This is a genomic window from Parablastomonas sp. CN1-191 (genome assembly GCF_049354825.1).
GTDB lineage: Bacteria > Pseudomonadota > Alphaproteobacteria > Sphingomonadales > Sphingomonadaceae > Novosphingobium.
The window spans coordinates 1135187-1154016 of sequence record NZ_CP186480.1 but is presented as its reverse complement, the minus strand read 5'-3'; the positions used below and the strand labels follow the sequence as shown (position 1 = coordinate 1154016).

General features: G+C 65.3%; 16 protein-coding genes. 8 read left to right on the top strand and 8 right to left on the bottom strand.

What is annotated here, in order from left to right; translation table 11 throughout:
* Window position 1 precedes the first annotated feature (1 nt).
* A complete protein-coding gene (locus ACOYW6_RS05770) occupies window positions 2–1306 on the bottom strand; it encodes an FAD-dependent oxidoreductase (protein ID WP_423142856.1) in 1305 nt (434 codons plus the stop codon).
* A 333-nt stretch (window positions 1307–1639) separates the two neighbouring features.
* On the opposite strand from ACOYW6_RS05770, the gene ACOYW6_RS05765 reads away from it, so the two are divergent.
* The 5 genes from ACOYW6_RS05765 to ACOYW6_RS05745 all read left to right on the top strand — a co-directional run bounded on the left by ACOYW6_RS05765 (window position 1640) and on the right by ACOYW6_RS05745 (window position 8238).
* Window positions 1640–3784 carry a putative bifunctional diguanylate cyclase/phosphodiesterase gene (locus ACOYW6_RS05765; protein ID WP_423142855.1) on the top strand — a complete coding sequence of 715 codons (2145 nt, stop codon included), beginning with the start codon at window positions 1640–1642 and terminating at the stop codon, window positions 3782–3784.
* A 47-nt stretch (window positions 3785–3831) separates the two neighbouring features.
* Window positions 3832–5649 carry a translation elongation factor 4 gene (gene lepA / locus ACOYW6_RS05760; RefSeq protein ID WP_423142854.1) on the top strand — a complete coding sequence of 606 codons (1818 nt, stop codon included), beginning with the start codon at window positions 3832–3834 and terminating at the stop codon, window positions 5647–5649.
* 195 nt (window positions 5650–5844) lie between these two features.
* Window positions 5845–6360 (top strand): hypothetical protein, encoded by a 516-nt coding sequence (locus ACOYW6_RS05755; protein ID WP_423142853.1) that lies wholly within the window; start codon window positions 5845–5847, stop codon window positions 6358–6360.
* Window positions 6361–6413: 53 nt separating this feature from the next.
* Window positions 6414–7235, top strand: a complete 822-nt coding sequence (locus ACOYW6_RS05750; protein WP_423142852.1) for a hypothetical protein — start codon at window positions 6414–6416, stop codon at window positions 7233–7235.
* Between the two features lie 13 nt (window positions 7236–7248).
* Window positions 7249–8238: a beta family protein gene (locus ACOYW6_RS05745; RefSeq protein WP_423142851.1), complete on the top strand. Its 990-nt coding sequence runs from the start codon at window positions 7249–7251 to the stop codon at window positions 8236–8238.
* Here the strand turns inward: ACOYW6_RS05745 and ACOYW6_RS05740 are convergent.
* Window positions 8230–8793, bottom strand: coding sequence for a sce7726 family protein (locus ACOYW6_RS05740; RefSeq protein ID WP_423142850.1), 564 nt, complete (start codon window positions 8791–8793; stop codon window positions 8230–8232). The genes ACOYW6_RS05745 and ACOYW6_RS05740 overlap by 9 nt on opposite strands.
* 371 nt (window positions 8794–9164) lie before the next feature.
* Window positions 9165–9971, bottom strand: a complete 807-nt coding sequence (locus ACOYW6_RS05735; RefSeq protein WP_423142849.1) for a hypothetical protein — start codon at window positions 9969–9971, stop codon at window positions 9165–9167.
* A 184-nt stretch (window positions 9972–10155) separates the two neighbouring features.
* On the opposite strand from ACOYW6_RS05735, the gene ACOYW6_RS05730 reads away from it, so the two are divergent.
* Window positions 10156–10488, top strand: a complete 333-nt coding sequence (locus ACOYW6_RS05730) for a DUF6481 family protein (protein WP_423142848.1) — start codon at window positions 10156–10158, stop codon at window positions 10486–10488.
* Between the two features lie 49 nt (window positions 10489–10537).
* Here the strand turns inward: ACOYW6_RS05730 and ACOYW6_RS05725 are convergent, their stop codons facing one another.
* From ACOYW6_RS05725 to ACOYW6_RS05710, 4 genes are all read right to left on the bottom strand, one after another.
* Window positions 10538–10786 carry a hypothetical protein gene (locus ACOYW6_RS05725; protein ID WP_423142847.1) on the bottom strand — a complete coding sequence of 83 codons (249 nt, stop codon included), beginning with the start codon at window positions 10784–10786 and terminating at the stop codon, window positions 10538–10540.
* A gap of 94 nt (window positions 10787–10880) precedes the next feature.
* Window positions 10881–12311, bottom strand: a complete 1431-nt coding sequence (locus ACOYW6_RS05720) for a hypothetical protein (protein WP_423142846.1) — start codon at window positions 12309–12311, stop codon at window positions 10881–10883.
* Window positions 12312–12388: 77 nt separating this feature from the next.
* Window positions 12389–14551, bottom strand: a complete 2163-nt coding sequence (locus ACOYW6_RS05715) for an RNA degradosome polyphosphate kinase (protein WP_423142845.1) — start codon at window positions 14549–14551, stop codon at window positions 12389–12391.
* Between the two features lie 154 nt (window positions 14552–14705).
* Window positions 14706–15764, bottom strand: coding sequence for a rod shape-determining protein (locus tag ACOYW6_RS05710; RefSeq protein ID WP_423143071.1), 1059 nt, complete (start codon window positions 15762–15764; stop codon window positions 14706–14708).
* Window positions 15765–15969: 205 nt separating this feature from the next.
* Between ACOYW6_RS05710 and ACOYW6_RS05705 the strand changes: the two genes are divergently transcribed.
* Complete coding sequence (locus tag ACOYW6_RS05705) at window positions 15970–16764, top strand: outer membrane protein assembly factor BamD (RefSeq protein WP_423142844.1); 795 nt, start codon at window positions 15970–15972, stop codon at window positions 16762–16764.
* Between the two features lie 9 nt (window positions 16765–16773).
* On the opposite strand, the gene ACOYW6_RS05700 is transcribed toward ACOYW6_RS05705, so the two are convergent.
* Window positions 16774–17868 (bottom strand): helix-turn-helix transcriptional regulator, encoded by a 1095-nt coding sequence (locus ACOYW6_RS05700; protein WP_423142843.1) that lies wholly within the window; start codon window positions 17866–17868, stop codon window positions 16774–16776.
* A 190-nt stretch (window positions 17869–18058) separates the two neighbouring features.
* Between ACOYW6_RS05700 and ACOYW6_RS05695 the strand changes: the two genes are divergently transcribed.
* The gene (locus ACOYW6_RS05695) at window positions 18059–18793 is read left to right on the top strand and encodes an outer membrane protein (protein WP_423142842.1); all 735 of its coding nucleotides are present in this window, start codon (window positions 18059–18061) and stop codon (window positions 18791–18793) included.
* Window positions 18794–18830 lie beyond the last annotated feature (37 nt).

Sequence of the window (18830 nt, the reverse complement as noted above, 5' to 3'; positions counted from 1 at the left end):
GCTACGACCGCGCCTTGATCATCTCGGCTATATCGACGAATTTTTCGCGCGGTGCGCCTTCGCGGGCGCGCGCCTCTTCAGCCGCCTCGATCTTTTTCCAGTCCCGGAAGGTGACGATGTCGAGGCCGCGCGCCTCGGCCAGCGCGTCGAAACCGGCGCGTCCCGCCTTGCCCGCGCCGCCGCCTATGTCGGCAGCGACTTTCTCGATCACTGCGAATCCGTCGGGCCGGTTCGTACCGATCGTGCCCGATGGGCCGCGCCGCGCCCAGCCGACGCAGTAAAGGCCCGGCAGGATCCGTCCTTCGTCGTTGGCGAAGCGTCCCAGTCGCTCGTCGAACGGCACGCCGGGGATCGGCGAGGTCTGGTAACCGATACAACTGATCACCAGCCCGCAGGGGATGCGATAGGTTTCGCTGGTGCCGATGGCGCGCCCGGCCTGGACGGCGGTACGTTCGACCACGATCGCCGTGACCTTGCCATCGCCCTCGACAGCGACGGGGGCGGCGAAGAAATCGAACGTCACTTCGATCGGAACATCGGCGTAGTGGCTTTCCGGAATGGCCGCGAAGCTGCGCAAATGGCCGACCGATTTGCGCAGGCCTGGTTCCAGCAGCGCGTCCTCGCCCTCGTCGGGGAGATCGGCAGCGTCGACCCTTGGCGCGGCGCGCGACAAGTGGCCAAGCTCGCCCAGTTCCTTGGGCGTCATCATGATCTGGTGCGGGCCGCGCCGGCCGAGGATGACCACGCGGCGGATCCCCGATGCCTGCAGCGCTTCGAGCGCATGGCTAACGATATCGCTGCCGGCGAATTCGTCCCGCGTCTTGGCGAGGATGCGCGCGACGTCGAGCGCGACGTTGCCCATCCCGATGACGACCGCCGTGTCGGTGTGCAGCAGCGGGTCGAGCGCGGCGAATTGCGGGTGACCGTTGTACCAGCCGACGAACGCAGCGCTTCCGACCACGCCGGGCAAATCGGCGCCGGGGATGTCCAGCTTGCGATCATGCGGCGCACCGGTTGCCAGGATGACCGCATCGTAAAAGTCCTGGAGTTCGGCCACGGTCACGTCCTCGCCAAGCGTCACGTTACCCACGAAGCGCACGTTGTCGGCCAGGTTGGTGCCTTCGTACCGGCGCGAGACGCCCTTGATCGACTGGTGGTCGGGCGCAACGCCCGTGCGGATCAGTCCGTAGGGGACGGGGAGACGATCGAAGATGTCGACCTTCACGTCTTCTCCCCACAGCTTGGTGGCCGCCTCTGCCGTGTAATAGCCCGCAGGACCCGATCCGATGATGGCGAGGTGACGCATCCGGCGACCTTTCACGTGTCCGGCGCCGCATCCGGCGCCATAGGAAGCGGCGGAGCGGCGTGTGCGGCATCGATCGCCGCAGGCCCCGTCAATGCCGCATCGTGTCAGCACCCGGCCGGGAGGTAAAGGGGTGCCAGCCGGTGCAATACGCGGCACTGCCGGAACGGCTTACAGGTCTGGGCCGCGCGTTAGGCAAATATCAACCACGAAGCTGGTAGTCCGATCGTGAAGGGTGCCGCGGGTGCCCTCTGGAATCCATGCGGAGTGCACGTGGGGCGGCTGAATTCGTTGTTCGGTAGTGGCGGAAAACGGCGGAATACCGCCGGTTCTGCGTTGACCGCTGAACAGCAGCACGAGCAAGCCCTGCTGTTGCTGCGCGATTACGAGGATTCGGGTGCCGGGTGGTTCTGGGCAAGCAATGCCGAAGGCCGCGTGATCTATATCTCCCAGTGCATTGCCCAGCGCCTCGAATGTCCGCATGTCGAATTGCTCGACCGGCAGGTCCAGTCGCTTTTCATCCTTGAACGCGATGAGAACGATGGCGTGGAACGGACGCTGCCGCTGCTGCTCAGCGCCCGCAAGACCTTCAACGACCTTGCGGTGCGCGCCGCGGTCGAAGGACACGAAGTATGGTGGTCGATCTCGGGCCGGCCCCAGTTCGACAGCGAAGGCACATTCATCGGCTATCGCGGCAACGGCACCGACATCACCGCCCTTCGCCAGAGCCAGCGCGACGCCTCGCGCCTGGCCGAGTACGATTCGCTGACCGGGCTCGCCAATCGCCACCGCATGGGCAAGCGCTTGCTCTCGACGCTAAACGCCTATCAGGCGGCCCGCCGCGCCTGCGCGGTAATGATGATCGATCTGGACCGCTTCAAGCAGGTAAACGACACGCTTGGCCATCAGGCGGGCGATGAGTTGCTGAAGCAAGTTGCGCAGCGACTGCAGAGCGTTATTGCCGAGAAGGGCTGCGAGATCGGCCGGCTTGGCGGGGACGAATTCCAGATCCTCCTGCCCGATCTGGACGACCGCGGGCGGCTGGGAGAAATCGCCCAGAAGATCATTCAGATGGTTTCGCAACCCTATCAGATCGAGGGCAGCCGGGTCATCATCGGCGCTTCGGTCGGCGTGGCCATCTCGCCTTACGATGGCGTTGGCGCCGACGAACTCGTTCGCTCGGCCGACCTTGCGCTTTATGCATCGAAAGGCGGAGGACGCGGCCAGTTCCGCTTCTATTCCAGCGACCTGCATGCCGAAGCGGAACGCCGCCGCCAGATCGAGGATGATCTGCGCGACGCGCTGGCGCGCAATCAGATCTGGCTAGCCTATCAACCCATCATCGAGACCAAGTCGGACCGTGTCATCGGCGTGGAGTCCTTGCTGCGATGGACCCACCCGGAGCTTGGCGACGTCTCGCCCGCGGTGTTCATCCCGATCGCCGAGGAAGCGGGCCTGATCGGCGCCCTAGGAGACTGGGCGCTCAAGCAGGCCTGCGCCGACGCAGCCCGTTGGCCCGGTACGCTGCGCGTCGCGGTCAACGTATCGCCGGTACAATTCACCAACGTCGGCTTTGCCGGCGTCGTCACACAGGCGCTGGCCAATTCCGGGCTTGAGCCAGAGCGACTTGAACTCGAGCTCACCGAATCGATCTTTCTCAACGACGACCAGGTGACAGATGATGCCTTTTCGTCGCTCAAGCTTCTGGGCGTACGGCTGGCGCTCGACGATTTCGGCACCGGCTATTCCTCGCTCGGGTATTTGCGCAAGGCCCCCTTCGACAAGATCAAGATCGACCAGGGATTCATCCGCGGGGTAACCGAGCCGGGCAGCCGCAACCGCGCCATCATCAGCGCGATCGTCAGCCTGGCCGGGGCGCTCGACATGGACACCACCGCCGAGGGGATCGAGGCGCACGACGAACTCGGGCTGATGCGCGAACTCGGCGTCAAGCAGATCCAGGGCTACATCTACGCGCAACCGCTGCCCGAGATGATGGTGGCAGAGGCGCTGGAGGACGGCACCTGGACCATCAAGCCAGAGGGTCCGAGCAAGTATCGCCCCGAACGCCGGACGGTGCTGCGCAAGGTCGGCTTGATTCACGAGGATCACCGTTACGAGGTGACGATGCGCAACTTGTCGCGCACCGGGGCCATGATCGAAGGCCTTGTCGACGTGCCCGTGGGGGAAAAGTTCGTGGTCGATTTCGGCGAGGGGCAGCTTGCGGTGGCCGAAGTGCGCCGCTCGGCCGGGGCCATGCAAGGGCTGGAATTCGAGACTCCGCTGGTCGACGACGGGGCGGGGGGCCTGTGCACCCGCCACCGCGTCTCGCCCTACCTGATCGTCCAGGCCGGAATGCAGCTCACTGCCCTCCAGCCGGGCCAATCGCTGCTGCCGGGCATGATGCCCGGCACGGTGGGCCTGTCGATGCCGAAGTTCGGCCAGGTCAATGAGCGTGCGCGGGGCAATCGCGCGGCCTGATCGCCGCCTGCTGACAGGGCGTCCGGTCCCGGCTAAGGGCGCCAGCGATGACCGACCTTTCCAAGATACGCAACTTTTCCATAATCGCCCACATCGACCATGGTAAGTCGACGCTGGCGGACCGCCTGATCCAGTTTACCGGCGGGCTGACCGAGCGCGAGATGAGCGCACAAGTGCTTGATAACATGGACATCGAGAAGGAGCGCGGCATAACCATCAAGGCGCAGACGGTGCGCCTGTCCTACACCGCGGCCGACGGCGTCACCTATCAGCTCAACCTGATGGACACCCCCGGACACGTCGACTTCGCCTACGAAGTCTCCCGCTCTCTCGCCGCCTGCGAAGGCGCGCTCCTCGTCGTCGACGCGGCGCAGGGGGTCGAGGCGCAGACCCTGGCCAACGTCTACCAGTCAATCGAGCACGACCACGAGATCGTCCCCGTCATCAACAAGATCGACCTCCCCGCCGCCGAGCCCGAAAAGGTCCGCGCCGAGATCGAGGAGATCATCGGCATCGACGCGTCCGAGGCCGTCCTTGCCAGCGCAAAGTCCGGCATCGGCATCAAGGAAGTGCTCGAGGCCGTCTGCGCGAAAATCCCGCCCCCCAAGGGCGACCGCACCGCGCCCTTGAAGGCCATGCTGGTCGACAGCTGGTACGATCCCTACCTCGGCGTCGTCATCCTGGTGCGCGTGATCGACGGCGTCATCAGGAAGGGCCTGCCGGTCAAGTTCATGCAAGGCGCGACCGAGCACCTGATCGATCGGGTCGGCTGCTTCACCCCCAAGCGGGTCGAGCTGGCAGAGCTTGGCCCGGGCGAGATCGGCTTCATTACCGCCCAGATCAAGGACGTCGCCCAGGCCCGCGTCGGTGACACGATCACCACGGTAAAGGGCGGCGCCACCCAGGCGCTGGAAGGCTTCAAGGAAGTCCAGCCGGTGGTGTTCTGCGGGCTGTTTCCGGTCGACGCCGCGGATTTCGAGAAGCTGCGCGAATCGATCGCCCGCCTCCGGCTCAACGATGCGTCGTTCTCTTTTGAGATGGAGAGCAGCGCCGCGCTCGGCTTCGGCTTCCGCTGCGGCTTCCTGGGCCTGCTGCACCTGGAGATCATCCAGGAACGCCTGACCCGCGAATACGATCTCGACCTGATCACCACCGCGCCATCGGTGGTCTACCGCATCCAATTGCGCGCCAGCAAGACCGACGGCGCGCGCGAGATCATGCTTCACAACCCGGCCGATTACCCCGATCCCAGCCGGATCGAGACGATCGAGGAACCGTGGATCAAGGCGACGATCTACACGCCCGACGAATACCTCGGCTCGATCCTGAAACTGTGCCAGGACCGCCGCGGCATCCAGACCGGGCTGACTTACGTGGGCGGCCGCGCGCAAGTGAATTACGAACTGCCGCTCAACGAAGTCGTGTTCGATTTCTACGACCGCCTCAAGAGCATCAGCCGCGGCTATGCCAGCTTCGATTACGAACAGATCGGCCTGCGCGAAGGCGACCTGGTGAAGATGAGCATCCTGGTCAACAACGAGCCGGTCGACGCGCTATCGATGATCGTCCACCGCGGCGTGGCCGAGGAACGCGGCCGCGGCATGTGCGAACGGCTGAAAGACCTGATCCCCCGCCACCTCTTCAAGATCCCGATCCAGGCCGCGATCGGCGGCAAAGTCATCGCCCGCGAAACCATCGCCGCCCTCCGCAAGGACGTCACCGCCAAGTGCTACGGCGGCGACATCAGCCGCAAGAAGAAGCTGCTGGATAAGCAGAAAAAAGGCAAAGCCCGTATGCGCGAATACGGCAACGTCAGCATCCCGCAGGAGGCGTTTATCGCGGCGTTGCGGATGGGTGAGGAATGACGAGCGCCCGCGTGTAAGCAAGGATTGCGAAGCGATCCGCAGCTTAGACGCGATCAGGCGCCGTCCGGCCGGGGGCCGGCAAGCCTAAAGCGCAGCCGAGCCCTTCGACGACGCGGCTTTGCCGCGGCGGGACCCTTGCACCGCTCAACCAGGCGCGGACTCGACTTGTAGGGGAATCTCTGGAACAAAGAGAGAATGTTCAGCCGGGTTGCCAAACTTCTTCTCGTACTCTCAGCCATTGCGCCAGTTGGGTTGGTGTATGCGTGGGTCGCGTTTCGAGATGGATACCTGGGCGTCGCAATTAGTCTGCTGATCGCGTGTGGCTTGCTAACTGCCCTCTGCGCGGTATTGCTTTCGAGAGCACGTAGTTTGATTGAACGTTTCAATTTCCAATTTTCGACTGTGGAGGCTGCTGATCGCGAAAATATCGCTTTCATGCTTTTGTACCTTTCACCACTTTTTACCGCAGAATTTGGTCAGCTGAATCTTGACTTGTTGATACCGACACTTGCTATATTCTCACTGATGACTGCAACGGGTTATAATTATCATTTTAACCCGTTGCTTGGCCTTATCGGGTGGCATTTCTACAAGGTGAGCTCTGTCGAGGGCGTCTCGTACGTGCTGGTCACAAAGAAGCAGATTCGTAATACTGCCCAAATATCAAATGTCGGACAGCTGACAGAATACATCCTTATCGACTTGGGATAACCGCGATGCCAGTAAATTTGTTAGCAATCTGTAGGCAAGGCGCTGAGCTATCGTTGAAGCGGATACGTGTCACCGCTGATGTGCAAAATCAGCTTGAAGGTATTTTCATTCAGCAGGAGCAGGAGTTCTTTGCAGATGTGGACGAAGAAATACTGTTCGATGGAGGTTGGGATCCTGACAGCAATGAGGTGATATATACGCCTCTGACGGCGCAAGCTGCTGCGATTTTCGAAGCGGCACAACAGAATGTTGTCGCGCTTGAAGAAGTAGACGTAAATGAATTTGATCAAGAGGGAATTCGGGGTTTGGCCGTCATGCTAGATGGCCCGAAATTACTCGTTCAAGAATTTTCGCCGAGGCAAATTCTCGAGCGGCGTTTCACGCTTACCCTTGCTGGCGACACGTTCAACCGTTTGACGCGACCTACATTCGCTATCGGGTCGACTCTAGCTGGCGTGATTGAGCAGGGCCGGATAAAGTTTAAGAAGTTAAGTCGTATTCGACTGATATTCGACCTGACTGACATGTACCGAGAGGCAACTGATGCAGAGCTTGATTCATTTTGCGGTCACGAATCGATAAGCGTGAACGACCTCGATGCTTTCAAAATTATCTCTGATCAAAAGATGAGAAAACTTGTACATGCTATCGTTTCACGCGGAACGCTTGATGAATATACTGCCCAGCAGATCGTAGATGCGGGAGCTTCGCAGGGGTTTGGGATTGAAATCCAAGATGGGAAAGTCGCGATGCCCATCCAAAAAGCAAATGCGAAGGCGCTTTTGTATTTTCTAGATAATGGACTCTATCGTGGGCCACTTGGCGGAGCGATCTTGATCACTAATTCAAAGCGAGTACATTTACCTGCTGTCTGAGGGGACGACTATCATGCCGCACCGCTATATCCCGATGATGAAGACTAAGGCCGGCGAGATTGATGCGCTCGCTAATCTTTCTCCTCAGGCTCGATCGCGGATGCTGCCTCTGTTCCACGTCTGTGAAACAGTCTCTCCCCGTTTTGCCGGGCAACTCGCTTTGGCGATTGGAGGCCAAGTGATCGGCTTGGACGGCTCTTTTAATTTCCAACACACTGGCACTGGAACGACTTTCTCCACGCTATTGGCGGCGCTCCGCGGAGCGAGCGTACCGACAATGCCCTCAATCGGGCTAAATGACCCGCAAGCATATCAACAGCTCGGTCGGTCTTTGGTTGATCAAAATGGTCTGATAATCAAAGTCTCGGTCGCAAACCTGTCGATGCTAGCAAGCTTCGTGGCTGCGAGCGGGATCGCGCCCGTCCATGTCGATGTAGTGCTCGATGTTAGGCACGTGGCGTCGATAGATGTGCCGTCATACTCGGGGTATTTGATCAGTGTCCTAAGCCAGCACGCTTCGGTTCTGTCAGCTTACAGAAGTGTGACGTTGGCGGCAGCTGCCGCTCCTAAGGACCATACGAGCTTATCATACGGCGCGAACAATATTCCGAGAACTGACTGGTTGCTTTGGTCAGCTGTAAGAACACAGGTTCCTTTCAGTCTCGACTACGGTGACTATCTCACGGGCCATCCGGACCTTAACGAGCCTCCCGGTGTGGCAATGGCAAATGCGACAGTTAGCGCACGCTACACGCTCGATAATTCCTGGCTGATAATCAAAGGCCGCTCGACTGGCGGCCCCTACGGCCAGCCGATGCAGGTTCAGTATCAGTCTCACGCCGGAGCAATTGCCGGGAACGCAGGTTTCGGAGGAGTAAACGCTTGGGCCGATGGCCAAATTACGCAGGCCGCTGCCGGGGCTCCAAAAATGGCCAGCCGACAAAAATGGGCGTCCTTCGCGGCTAATCGGCACCTTTCACTGGTTGCGGCCCGACTACCTTAGCCATGTTGACCGATCTTTCAGGCATCGCCGCACGCCATGGGCGAGCGCGCTATGATCCAACACCTCAGTCAAGCGCCTCGCAAGTTGATCGCGCGAAGCGCTCCGATGGCCCGTTAGAGCGTTATTTGCCTGAAGAAGGCCGATAGTTTCCTCCTTCCACAGCAACTTGGCTAGCTGAATCGGATCTTGTGAAGGATTACGCTGCGCCTTCCTCACCTCTTCCAATTCGACGGAGTCGCCGCATGTGCGCGCACGGATTACTCCCCACCACTCCGGTATTTTCATCTGAGCAGCTTCAAGATGTTTTTCAGCAGCGACGAGGGAGACGCGATCGAACACGAGACTGTAAAGTGCTGCTTGGTTCGGTAGCCGGGTCAGAGTGTCTCGTGCACTCTTTAATTCGTAAGCTGCCAGCTCGCCGTTGATTACCGCGACGTCAACGCGAACCGCACCGTTCCAAATTCCCATTTCTTCGACAATACGTGTGTCGTCATCGCCGCAGTGTTCCCGCTGCAGCCGCTCACGTACCGCGAATCTGACGTCCCGATCCCACATGCGCGCGCCCCTACGGATGCGATGACGCAATGTCACTCCCAATCGAGTGGTAATAACCTTATCGAGTCTAAGCGAGATCACACTGCCGCGGCCGGGATGAATGCGCCTTCACTGTGGCAGTTGAGGAACGGAGCTTCTCGGGACGCCTCTTGGCAATGGCCGCCTGCGCCGGCTTGCTCCTAATCCCCTCCCAAATCTCTCCAATCATCCTCCTCCGCATCCTACACCCCCAGCACGTCCTCGCTCGCCATCATGTTCTCCGGTTCGCCACGGCCGTGAAGTCGCTGCTGCGCAGGTCGAAGAACTCGGTGTCGTGGTTGGCGTCGGGCGGGCCGTCCGTCTCGGCGCGTTGCCTACGCCCCGCCTCCGACTCACCCCAGGGTTTGCCAACCATCCTCGTCCGGCTTGAACGGTTCCAGTTCCACCTCGTCGCCGCCGGCCATGTCGACCAGCCCGCCGATGTTTGCCCAGTCCTTGTCGTGGCCCAGCATGGCGAAGTCGAGGTTGGGGTTGGCGTCGGGCGGGCCTTCTTCCTCGCGGCGGTGGGCGGCGGCGAGGGCGGTGAGTTTGGCTTGCATCGCCTCGATCTCGGGCAGGGTCATCTGGACGGGATCGAAGTGTTCGATCATCGCGGCGTTGATGTCGTCCTTTTCGGCGCGGGTGAGGGCGGGGACGGTGAAGCTCGCGGGGCTGCCTGACAGGCGCGACGCGGCGGGGTCGAAGTAGCTGGCGGAAAGGCGGCGGCCGTCTTCGGCGCGCATGTTCATCCTCAGGCAGAACATCAGCAGGCGGTCGTTCTTGATGCGGCGAAAGCCCCTCAGCTTGCCGGCGACGAACACCGGGGAGAGCTGGCCGTTGAGCGCGCGGTCGAATGCTTCGTCCTTCAGGCGCTGGACGCCGAAGTCGAGCGCGGCTTCCCAGGCGCGGCGGAAGCCTTCGGCGCCGGGCACGCGGCGCAGGTAATAGGCGCCCTCGGGGCTCATGTTCACGTGCATCGCGGCGCGCTTGACGCTGCCGGTATCGGCCAGCGCGGCGATGAAGGCGCGCTGGCGGTCGGGCGTCCAGCCATCGTGGCGGTACTTGCGCGGGACGGGTTCGAAGGCGGGGAGGGGGTGGCCGGCGGCCTCCATCTCGTGGACGGGGGTGCGCGTCTCGCGCGGGTCCTTGCGGCGGGTCATGGGGTGGGGGCTCCTGTTGGGTGGCGGGGCAAAACGGAGCAGGGTGAAGCACGAGTGGGGCGGTGTAGGAAAATGGCTTGATCGCGCGGCGCGGGAATGGGGCGTGGCGCTGCGCGGCTTTGGCGGCTAAGGGGGCCGGGTCCTGCCATTCCGGCCCGGCTCATACGAAAGATCTGTCCACCCGATGCCCTCGTACAAGGAACCCAGTTTTCAGGAGCGCACCGCGCTCGCCGCGCAGGCCCGCGAAAAGGCGCTGAAGAAGCTCGCCGCCAAGCCGCCGGTCGACCAGGAAGCGCTGGCCGCGCGCGAAGCCGCTCGCGCCGCCAAGGAAGCCGCCGCCGCTGAAAAGCGCGCCGCCAAAAAGGCCGAGCAGGAGGCCGCCAAGGCCGCCAAGGCCGAAGCCGCCGCCGCCGCGCTCGCCGCCGCCGAAGCCGCGAAGAAGCCCGAGCTGACCGAGGAAGAAAAGAAGGCCGCCCGCGACGCCAAGTACGCGGCGCGCAAGAACCGCAAGAAGTAACTTCGCGGCGGCCGCCGCGCGCTGTGTGACCCGGCGCGGAGCCCGGTCGCTACTTTTTCTTCTTTTTCTTCGCCTGGCCGGGGATCTTGGCGAGTTTGCGCGCGCTGGCCTTGGCGGTCTTGCGGTGTTTCCTGGCGTGCTTGCCGAGGATCGCCGCGGCCAGGCGGCGGACTTCGCCGACGCGGGGGCGAATGGTGCGGTCGAGCACCGCCTGTGCCAGCTCGCGCGGTGACATCGCGGCGGTATCCGGGCGGGCCGCCGGCTGTCCGGTTTCGGGCGGCGTGGGTGTTTCGCTCATCTCGGTTCCCCTGGACCTTGCCGGTTCGCTAAGGGCGCGCGGCACGGCGCGTCAAGCGCTGTCACCGCGCGGTCAAACCGGTGTCACCGTCCGGTCATGCCGGGTCGAGGCGAACTTGCGGTTCAAGACCCAGCCACCGCGCCAGCGCCGTCAGGTCGGCCAGGACGGTGTCGGAGGCGAGATCGCGCCCGGCGTGCGAAAACGCCAGCACCAGCGCCGGGCCGTCGCGCAGCAGCTGGCACTGCGCCAGCGCCAGCGGCGACGCGGCCGTGGTGCGGCGGCACAGCCGCACGGCCAGCCCCCAGCCGATCGCCGCGCGCAAGGCGGGTTCGCGTTCAAGTTCGAGCAGTTCGCCGGGGAGCGCGGTCTTGCCGCTGGCGCCCAGCAGTGCCGCGGCCAGGCGGGCGCGGCCCGCGCCGTCGATGCCTGTCCAGCGCTTGTGCAGCGCCCAGTCGAGCGCGTGCGCCACGCGCAGCTGCGTTTCCAGCCCGGCGGCGGCAAGCGCCAGCATCGTCGCCGCCAGGCGCAGGCGCGCGTCGTCCGGGGCGGCGGCGGCGGCGGTCCAGTCCGCCACCAGCGCCGCCAGTTCGGGGCCGCCGCCGCGAGGGCGGGAAAAATGGGCGACGCCGGCCAGCAGCGGGTCCTCGGCCCGCTCCGCCGGGGACAGATGCTGGTACAGCAACCCTTCGCGCAGCCCCCATGACGAGAACACCAGCCGCTGGGGCGCGAAGCGGGCCAGCAGCGCGCGCAACAGCGCCGCCGCATCGGGCAGGGCCGCCGCGCGCATGGCCGCGATGCCATAGCTCGATCGCAGCGCCGCCGGCTCCAACCGGGCGATCTTGCGGGCGTACTTGTCGGCCGCATCGGCGGAGAGGACGAAGCCGTGCGGATCGTCGAGCGGGTGGCCGCTTTCCTGCACCGCGAAGCGCGCCAGCGCGCGCCAGGTGCCGCCCACCAGGTACAGCGCCGGCGCCGCCGCGCCGTCCCATCCGGCGGCGGCCAGCGCCGCGCGCAGATCGTGCTTCAGCGCCGCCTCGCCGGTGCCGCGCAGCGCCGCCAGCCGCAGCGTGCCGAGCGCCAGGCTGACCCCGTCGTGGTCCCCGCCGTTCTCTACCGCCACCAGTTCGAGGCTGCCGCCGCCCAGGTCCGCCACCACGCCCGCGGCGCCGGGAAAGGCCGCGATCACGCCGGCCGCCGAGGTGCGCGCCTCTTCCACGCCCGACAGCAGGCGCACCGGCAGGCCAAGCGCGCGGACCTGTTCGAGGAATTCGCCGCCGTTGACCGCGTCGCGCACGGCCGCGGTGGCGACGACGTCGACCTGGCGCACCGGCAGTGCCTCCACCAGCGCGCGGAAGCGCCGCAGCGCCGCCAGCGCGGTGGCCGCCGCCTTGCGCGGGATTCGTCCGTCGGCCGCGAGGTTGCGGCCGAGCCGTGCGCCGACCTTTTCGTTGATCAACGGCAGGGGGCTGCGCGCCGGGCCGCCGAACACCACCAGCCGCACGGTGTTCGAACCGATGTCGATCACGGCCCTGTCCGGTTCGGGGGGCGCGGCCCGAGGGGGCGCGGGTTCGGGCGCGCGCGGTTTGCTGGGCCACGGCATGATCAGCGCCGGGCCCCGCGCAGCCGCAGCGTCGGCACCGCGGCGTCATCCGACGCGGTGCCGCGGCCCGACAAGCTGGGATTGTTCATGAAATAGGTGTGGACGTTGAAAGGCAGGTCACCCGCGCGAGGCTCTATCCGGTCATAGCTGCCGTCGGCGCGGAGCAGCCAGGTGCGCTGGTTGTCGAGCAGGTTGGCGAGCAGCACCTGTTCGAGCACCTGGTCGTGCACCGTCCGGTTGGTCAGCGGCACCAGCACTTCGACCCGGCGTTCCAGGTTGCGTGACATCCCGTCGGCCGAGGACAGGAACACTTTCGCGCGCGCGCCGGGCATCGCGTAGCCGTTGCCGAAGGCCCAGATGCGGCTGTGTTCGAGGAACCGGCCGATGATCGAGCGCACGGTGATGCGTTCGGACAGGCCCGGCACGCCGGGGCGCAGGCAACAGTTGCCGCGTATCACCAGGTCGATCGCGACCCCGGCCTGGCCGGCAGCGTAAAGCCGGTCGATCAGGTCCTTGTTGGTCAGCGAATTGAGCTTGGCCCAGATCGCCGCAGGTTTGCCGGCGGCGGCGTTGTCGATCTCGCCGTCGATCAGGTCGAACAGGCGTTCGCGCAGGTCGAGCGGGGCGATCGCCAGCGCTTCGGTCCTCGGCGGCTCGATGTAGCCGGTGATGAAATTGAACAGCCGTGCGGCGTCGCGCCCCATCCGGGGATCGGCGGTGAAGAAGCTGAGGTCGGTGTAGATCCTGGCGGTGACCGGGTGGTAATTGCCGGTCCCGAAGTGGCAATAGGTGCGAAAGCCGTCATCCTCGCGCCGGACGACGATCGACGCCTTGGCGTGAGTCTTCCAGTCGACGAACCCGTAGATCACCTGGATGTTCGCGCGTTCGAGCTGCGCCGCCCAGTGCAGGTTCTGCTCCTCGTCGAAACGGGCGCGCAGCTCCACCACCGCGGTGACCGATTTGCCCGCCTCGGCCGCCTCGATCAGCGCGGCGATGACGGGGGACTGGTTGCCGGCGCGGTACAGCGTCTGCTTGATCGAGACGACGGCCGGATCGCGCGCGGCCTGGCGCAGGAAATCGACCACCACCTCGAAGCTTTCGTAGGGATGCTGGACGACGAAGTCCTTGGCGCGGATCGCGGCGAAACAGTCGCCGTCGTATTCGGCGACGCGTTCGGGATAGCGGGGCACGAACGGTTCGAACTTGAGGTCGGGCCGTTCGACCCGGTCGACCACGGCGGCCAGTCCGCCCACGCCCAGCAGGCCGCCGGTGCGGGTGACCAGCGCGTCCGAAAGCTCGAGGTTGTCGCGCAGGACCGCCTCTGCCGCGCGATCGAAGGCGGCGTCGAGTTCGAGCAGGATGACGCGGCCGCGCCGGCGGCGCTGGATCGCGTTGCGGTAATAGCGGACCAGGTCCTCGGCCTCTTCCTGCAGCTCGATGTCGCTGTCGCGCAAGACGCGGAAGTGCCCCTTGCCGACGATGCGGAAGCCGGGGAACAGCAGCCCGGCGAAATGCGCGATCACCCCCTCGATCGGGACGAAGGTGTTGTCGCTGCCCGGCACGCGCACGAACCGCGGCAACCCGTGCGGGACCAGCACCATTTCCACCAGCGATGCCTCGTCGGCCTTGCGGACAAGGTCGAACAGCACGCCGATGCCCAGGTTGGCGACGAACGGGAACGGGTGCGCGGGGTCGATCGCCTGCGGGGTTAGGACCCGGCTCAGCTCCTCGCGAAAATAGCTGCGCAGACGGGCGCGCGCCTCGCGGTCGAGCGCCGCCGCCTCGGTAATGACCACGCCTTCGCGCGCCAGTTCCACGCGCAAGTCGGCCAGGATGGCCTGCTGCGCCTTGTCGAGACGGGCAACCCGCTCGCGGATGGCGACCATCTGCTGGGCGGCGCTTTTTCCGTCGATCGAGCGCACGTCGATGCCGCGGCGGATCTGGCCGACCAGCCCGGCCACGCGGATCATCAGGAACTCGTCCAGGTTGCTGCCCGATATCGACAGGAAGCGCAGCCGTTCCAGCAGCGGGTAATCGCGGTTGCACGCCTCTGCCAGGACGCGCTCGTTGAAGGCCAGCCAGCTCAGCTCGCGATTGAAATAGCGCGGCGCGGCCGAGTCGGAGCCCGTGGTCGGCGCTGCGCCGTGCAGAAGGGGCCTGTTCATCGTCGCAGCTTGCCTGGATTGCGGCTGCTGGCAAACCGTTGTTACGGTTTTAAGGGCAGCGCCGGGGACTGCCGACGCGAACGCGCGGCCGCGCCCGGCGTTCCGCCGCCGCCTGGGCAAGCCGGCGGGGGACCGCGCCGGCTTGCCCGCGCGATCAGGCCGGGACCAGGACCTGGCGGTAGAGATCCTCCTCGAGCGCGCGACCGGCGCCGAGCGCGACGCACGACAGCGGCAGGTCCGCGACGCGGACGGCAAGGCCGGTTTCCTCGGCCAGGACATGGTCGATGCGCGCCAGCAGCGATCCGCCGCCGGTCATGATGATGCCGTCGTCGATGATGTCGGCGGCGATCTCGGGCGCGGTGTTTTCCAGCGCCGCGCGCACCGCGCTGACGATCTGGCTGACCGGTTCGGCCAGCGCCTCGGCCACTTCGTTGCGGGTCAGCTCGATTTCGCGCGGGACGCCGCGGGCCAGGTCGCGGCCGCGCACGTGCATCAGGTGCGCGGCGTCGGTGCCGGGACAGGCGCAGGGCTGGGCCGCGCCGACCTGCATCTTGACGCGCTCGGCCGTGGCCTCGCCAATGACCAGGCCGTACTTGCGGCGCACGTAGGCGGCGATCGCCTCGTCCATGCGGTCGCCGCCGGTGCGCACCGACAGCGAGGTGGCGAGACCCCCGATCGAGACGACGCCGACCTCGGTCGTGCCACCGCCGATGTCGACCACCATCGATCCGGTCGGGCAGGTGACCGGCAGATCGGCGCCGATCGCGGCGGCCATCGGCTCCTCGATCAGCCAGACCTTGCGCGCACCGGCGTTGCTGGCGGCGTCGCGCAGCGCGCGGCGTTCAACCATCGTGGAGCCCGAAGGCACGCACAGGACGATCTCGGGCGTACCGCGCAGGCGCACGTTGGCGATCTTGCGCGCCTTGACGATGAAGTGCTTGATCATCGCCTCGGCCACTTCGAGGTCGGCGATCACGCCCATCCGCAGCGGGCGGATGGTCTCGACGTTGTCGGGCGTTCGTCCCAGCATCATCTTGGCATCGTCTCCCACCGCGCGGACGCGGCGGATGCCGTCGATCGTCTCGAGCGCCACGACCGACGGTTCGGCCAGCACAACCCCGTGGCCGCGCAAGTAGACGACCGTGTTGGCGGTCCCCAGATCGATGGCCAGATCCGCTGACGCGAACGGCAAGAACTTCCTGAACATGGTAATGTGCGACCTCCCCGCGGTGACCGATGCCGGTCTCGCGGCTGCCAATCACCCGCCGCACCCTGTCGCGCGCATTAACGATACGGTTCAGGTTCCCAGCCCTGCGGCCACCCGACGAAAGCGCGCGGCGAAGCGTTGATCGCCGCCTACCTGCGCCAGCGCGCAACTTCACTTGGCGTTCAGCCGGGCGATGGCTATAGGCGCGGCCATGCTGCATCGCTCTCCGCTCAAGCTCGCCCTGCTCGCCGCCGCCACGACTGCCATGGCGTTCACCGCCGGCTGCGGGGGGCGCACCCGGGTGCGCGACACCGCCTTCGTCGCGCGCGATGTCGATACGCTCTATGCCGCCGCGCAGGCCAAGCTCGACAACGGCCAGGCCAACCAGGCCGCGGCGCTGTTCGACGAGGTGGAGCGCCAGCATCCCTATTCGCCGTGGGCCCGCCGCGCCCAGTTGATGAGCGCGTTCAGCTATTACGTCGCCAGCGACTATACCAAGTCGACCCAGGCGGCGCAGCGGTTCCTGGAAATCCACCCCGGCAACAAGGACGCGCCTTACGCCTTCTACCTGATCGCGCTCAATTATTACGAGCAGATCGGCGACGTCACCCGCGACCAGAAGACCACCAAGCAGGCGCTCGACGCGCTGACCGAGGTCTATCGCCGCTATCCGGGCACCGAATACGCCGCCGATGCCAAGCTGAAGATCGACCTGGTGAACGACCACCTGGCCGGCAAGGAAATGGAGATCGGGCGCTTTTACGAACGATCGGGCAAGTGGCTGGCCGCGAACCTGCGCTTCCGCAACGTGATCGACAGCTACCAGACCACCAGCCACACGCCCGAGGCGCTGTTCCGCATGGTCGAGACCAGCCTGGCGCTGGGCCTGCCCGAGGAAGCGCAGAAGAACGCCGCCGTGCTGGGCGTCAACTATCCGGGCAACGAATGGTACAAGCGCGCCTACGCGCTGATGCAAAAGCACGCCCCGAACACGACCGCGAGCTGAAATCCGCCGTCACGCCAAAGTCAGGCGCAGCACCAGCGAGACGACGTCCGACTGACGGCGGCTGCCGGTCTTGGCCAGCACCTGCTTGACCTGATAGCGCGTGGTTTCAAGGGTCGTCCGCCTGCCTTCGGCGATTTCGGCAACGGTCGCGCCCTGCGCCAGCAGCAAGGCAACCTGACACTCTGCGGCGGTCAGTCCGTAAAGCGCGGCGATCCGATGGGCCGGGCCCGGCCGCCCGTGTCCAGGCGAGCGATCGATCAGCGTCACCATCGCGCACCCTGCCATTGTTCCGCTGACCAGTGGCAGAAACTCCGCCAGCCACAGCAGGAGCGGCGGATCGCCGAAGGCAATCTGGCCCGCTTCGGGACTGGGCGCGGTAGCGCGCGCCAGGCCGCTCGCCCAGTCGGCCGCCTGGCGGCTGTCGGTCGGTTGTGGGCGTTGTCGCAGCCAGCTCAGCGGGGAACCCGACCGGAGCAGAAGCGCCGCCGCGTCGTTGACCTTGATCGCGCGGCCCAAACGGTCGAGCACCAGCGTTGGCTGGGCGGCACTGGCAAAGGCCTGCTCCCAGCTTCGCAGCGCGCCGTGGCGCGCAACCAGTTCGCCCCGCAGCGTCAGGGCGCGGCGCAGGTGCGGAATGGCGGCGGCCAGGCGGCGGATCGTGTCGCGTTCATAGGGCGAGGCGCGGCGCGCCCGGTGCAGACCGACGATGCCGAAGCCGTGGCGCGTCTCCATCACCGCGCCGGCGCAGTGGTAGGTATCGTCGCCGATGGCGCGGATCCACTCATTGTAGAACACGCTGCTTTCGAAGTCGGCAGGATCGACCAGTGTCGCGCTGTCCCAGGCGCGATTGCGCGCGGCTGGGCTGAGCGCGGCTAGGGTCCAGATGTCGTCGGCGGCGAAGCGTTCGCTATACTGTGCCATATCGGCATCGGAAAAGTGGCCCGAGTGGGCGTCTATCAGCGACGCATTCGACGGCCCAAGCCAGTGAATGACGGCTGACCGCGAATCGAACTGGCGCGCCAGCGTCGCCGGAAGCGCAGCGAACTGCGCGTCGTCGAGGATCGCTTCATATAGCTCGGACGGATCGAAGCCGCTGTCTGCCATGCTGCGCGCGCCTGCCCCATGTTTCGCTGCCGCCGCCCGGCGCACAGTGAAACGTCTTTCTTTTGAATGCACAAGCCCCCCGCATCTCCCACATGGGGGATGCGGGCGGCGGCGCCATCTGAAAAATCCCGGGGCGCGGCGGGGGCGTGGCAGGGGCTACGGCGATCGCCCGACCGCAAGGGAGGTATTCATGCGTGGATTTTTCTGTGCGGCGGCGCTTGGTGCGCTGGCCGCGGCAACTCCGGCTTGTGCCGCCGATGGCGACGCGAGCGGGTTCTACATCGGCGTGGACGCCGGCATCGCCAGCCTAAACGACCCCGTGGTCACGTATAGTGACGTCGGTGGCACGTTCGGGGGGACCGGCGCACGCGACACCGCGACGGCGCAGCTCAAGACCGACAACGCGTTTACCTTCGGCGGCGTCCTGGGCTACGATTTCGGGACCGTACGCACCGACCTTGAAGTGGCTTACGCCCGCAACAAGATCGCGAGCCTGACCTTCCTGACGCTGAACGGCAAAACGGTCACGCTATCCGCGGCCGACCGGGCTGATGTCTGCGATTACCTCGAGGCCGATACCTGCGGCGGTAGCGGTTCAACTTTCGCGTTCGACGGGTCGCGGGCGCGCCAGCTTTCCGCGATGGGTAACCTGTGGCTCGATGTTCCGGCCGGTGGCGGGTTCACGCCCTATGTCGGCGGCGGCTTGGGTATCAGCGGTTTCGAGATCGATGGCGAAGGCAAGGGCAAGTTTGCCTGGCAGCTTGGCGCCGGCGCCGCGATAGCGGTTTCGCCCGCCACCGCGCTCACCTTCGACTTCCGCCATCGGCAGACGTCGTCAACGACGATCGAGGATGGCACCAGCACCTTTTCGGTCGACAAGCTGAAGACCAACACTTTCACCGCAGGGCTGCGATTCACCTTTTGATGAGGGACGGCGCGGGCTGGCCGGACGCTGGCCCGCG

What these genes read in the sequence shown, in the direction of transcription:
- ACOYW6_RS05770 (WP_423142856.1), bottom strand. Translation starts at nt 1,306, where the DNA reads ATGCGTCACCTCGCCATCATCGGATCGGGTCCTGCGGGCTATTACACG.
- ACOYW6_RS05725 (WP_423142847.1), bottom strand. Translation starts at nt 10,786, where the DNA reads ATGAGCGAAACACCCACGCCGCCCGAAACCGGACAGCCGGCGGCCCGC.
- ACOYW6_RS05695 (WP_423142842.1), top strand. Translation starts at nt 18,059, where the DNA reads ATGCGTGGATTTTTCTGTGCGGCGGCGCTTGGTGCGCTGGCCGCGGCA.
- ACOYW6_RS05740 (WP_423142850.1), bottom strand. Translation starts at nt 8,793, where the DNA reads ATGTGGGATCGGGACGTCAGATTCGCGGTACGTGAGCGGCTGCAGCGG.
- ACOYW6_RS05735 (WP_423142849.1), bottom strand. Translation starts at nt 9,971, where the DNA reads ATGACCCGCCGCAAGGACCCGCGCGAGACGCGCACCCCCGTCCACGAG.
- ACOYW6_RS05705 (WP_423142844.1), top strand. Translation starts at nt 15,970, where the DNA reads ATGCTGCATCGCTCTCCGCTCAAGCTCGCCCTGCTCGCCGCCGCCACG.
- lepA (WP_423142854.1), top strand. Translation starts at nt 3,832, where the DNA reads ATGACCGACCTTTCCAAGATACGCAACTTTTCCATAATCGCCCACATC.
- ACOYW6_RS05755 (WP_423142853.1), top strand. Translation starts at nt 5,845, where the DNA reads ATGTTCAGCCGGGTTGCCAAACTTCTTCTCGTACTCTCAGCCATTGCG.
- ACOYW6_RS05700 (WP_423142843.1), bottom strand. Translation starts at nt 17,868, where the DNA reads ATGGCAGACAGCGGCTTCGATCCGTCCGAGCTATATGAAGCGATCCTC.
- ACOYW6_RS05730 (WP_423142848.1), top strand. Translation starts at nt 10,156, where the DNA reads ATGCCCTCGTACAAGGAACCCAGTTTTCAGGAGCGCACCGCGCTCGCC.
- ACOYW6_RS05715 (WP_423142845.1), bottom strand. Translation starts at nt 14,551, where the DNA reads ATGAACAGGCCCCTTCTGCACGGCGCAGCGCCGACCACGGGCTCCGAC.
- ACOYW6_RS05745 (WP_423142851.1), top strand. Translation starts at nt 7,249, where the DNA reads ATGCCGCACCGCTATATCCCGATGATGAAGACTAAGGCCGGCGAGATT.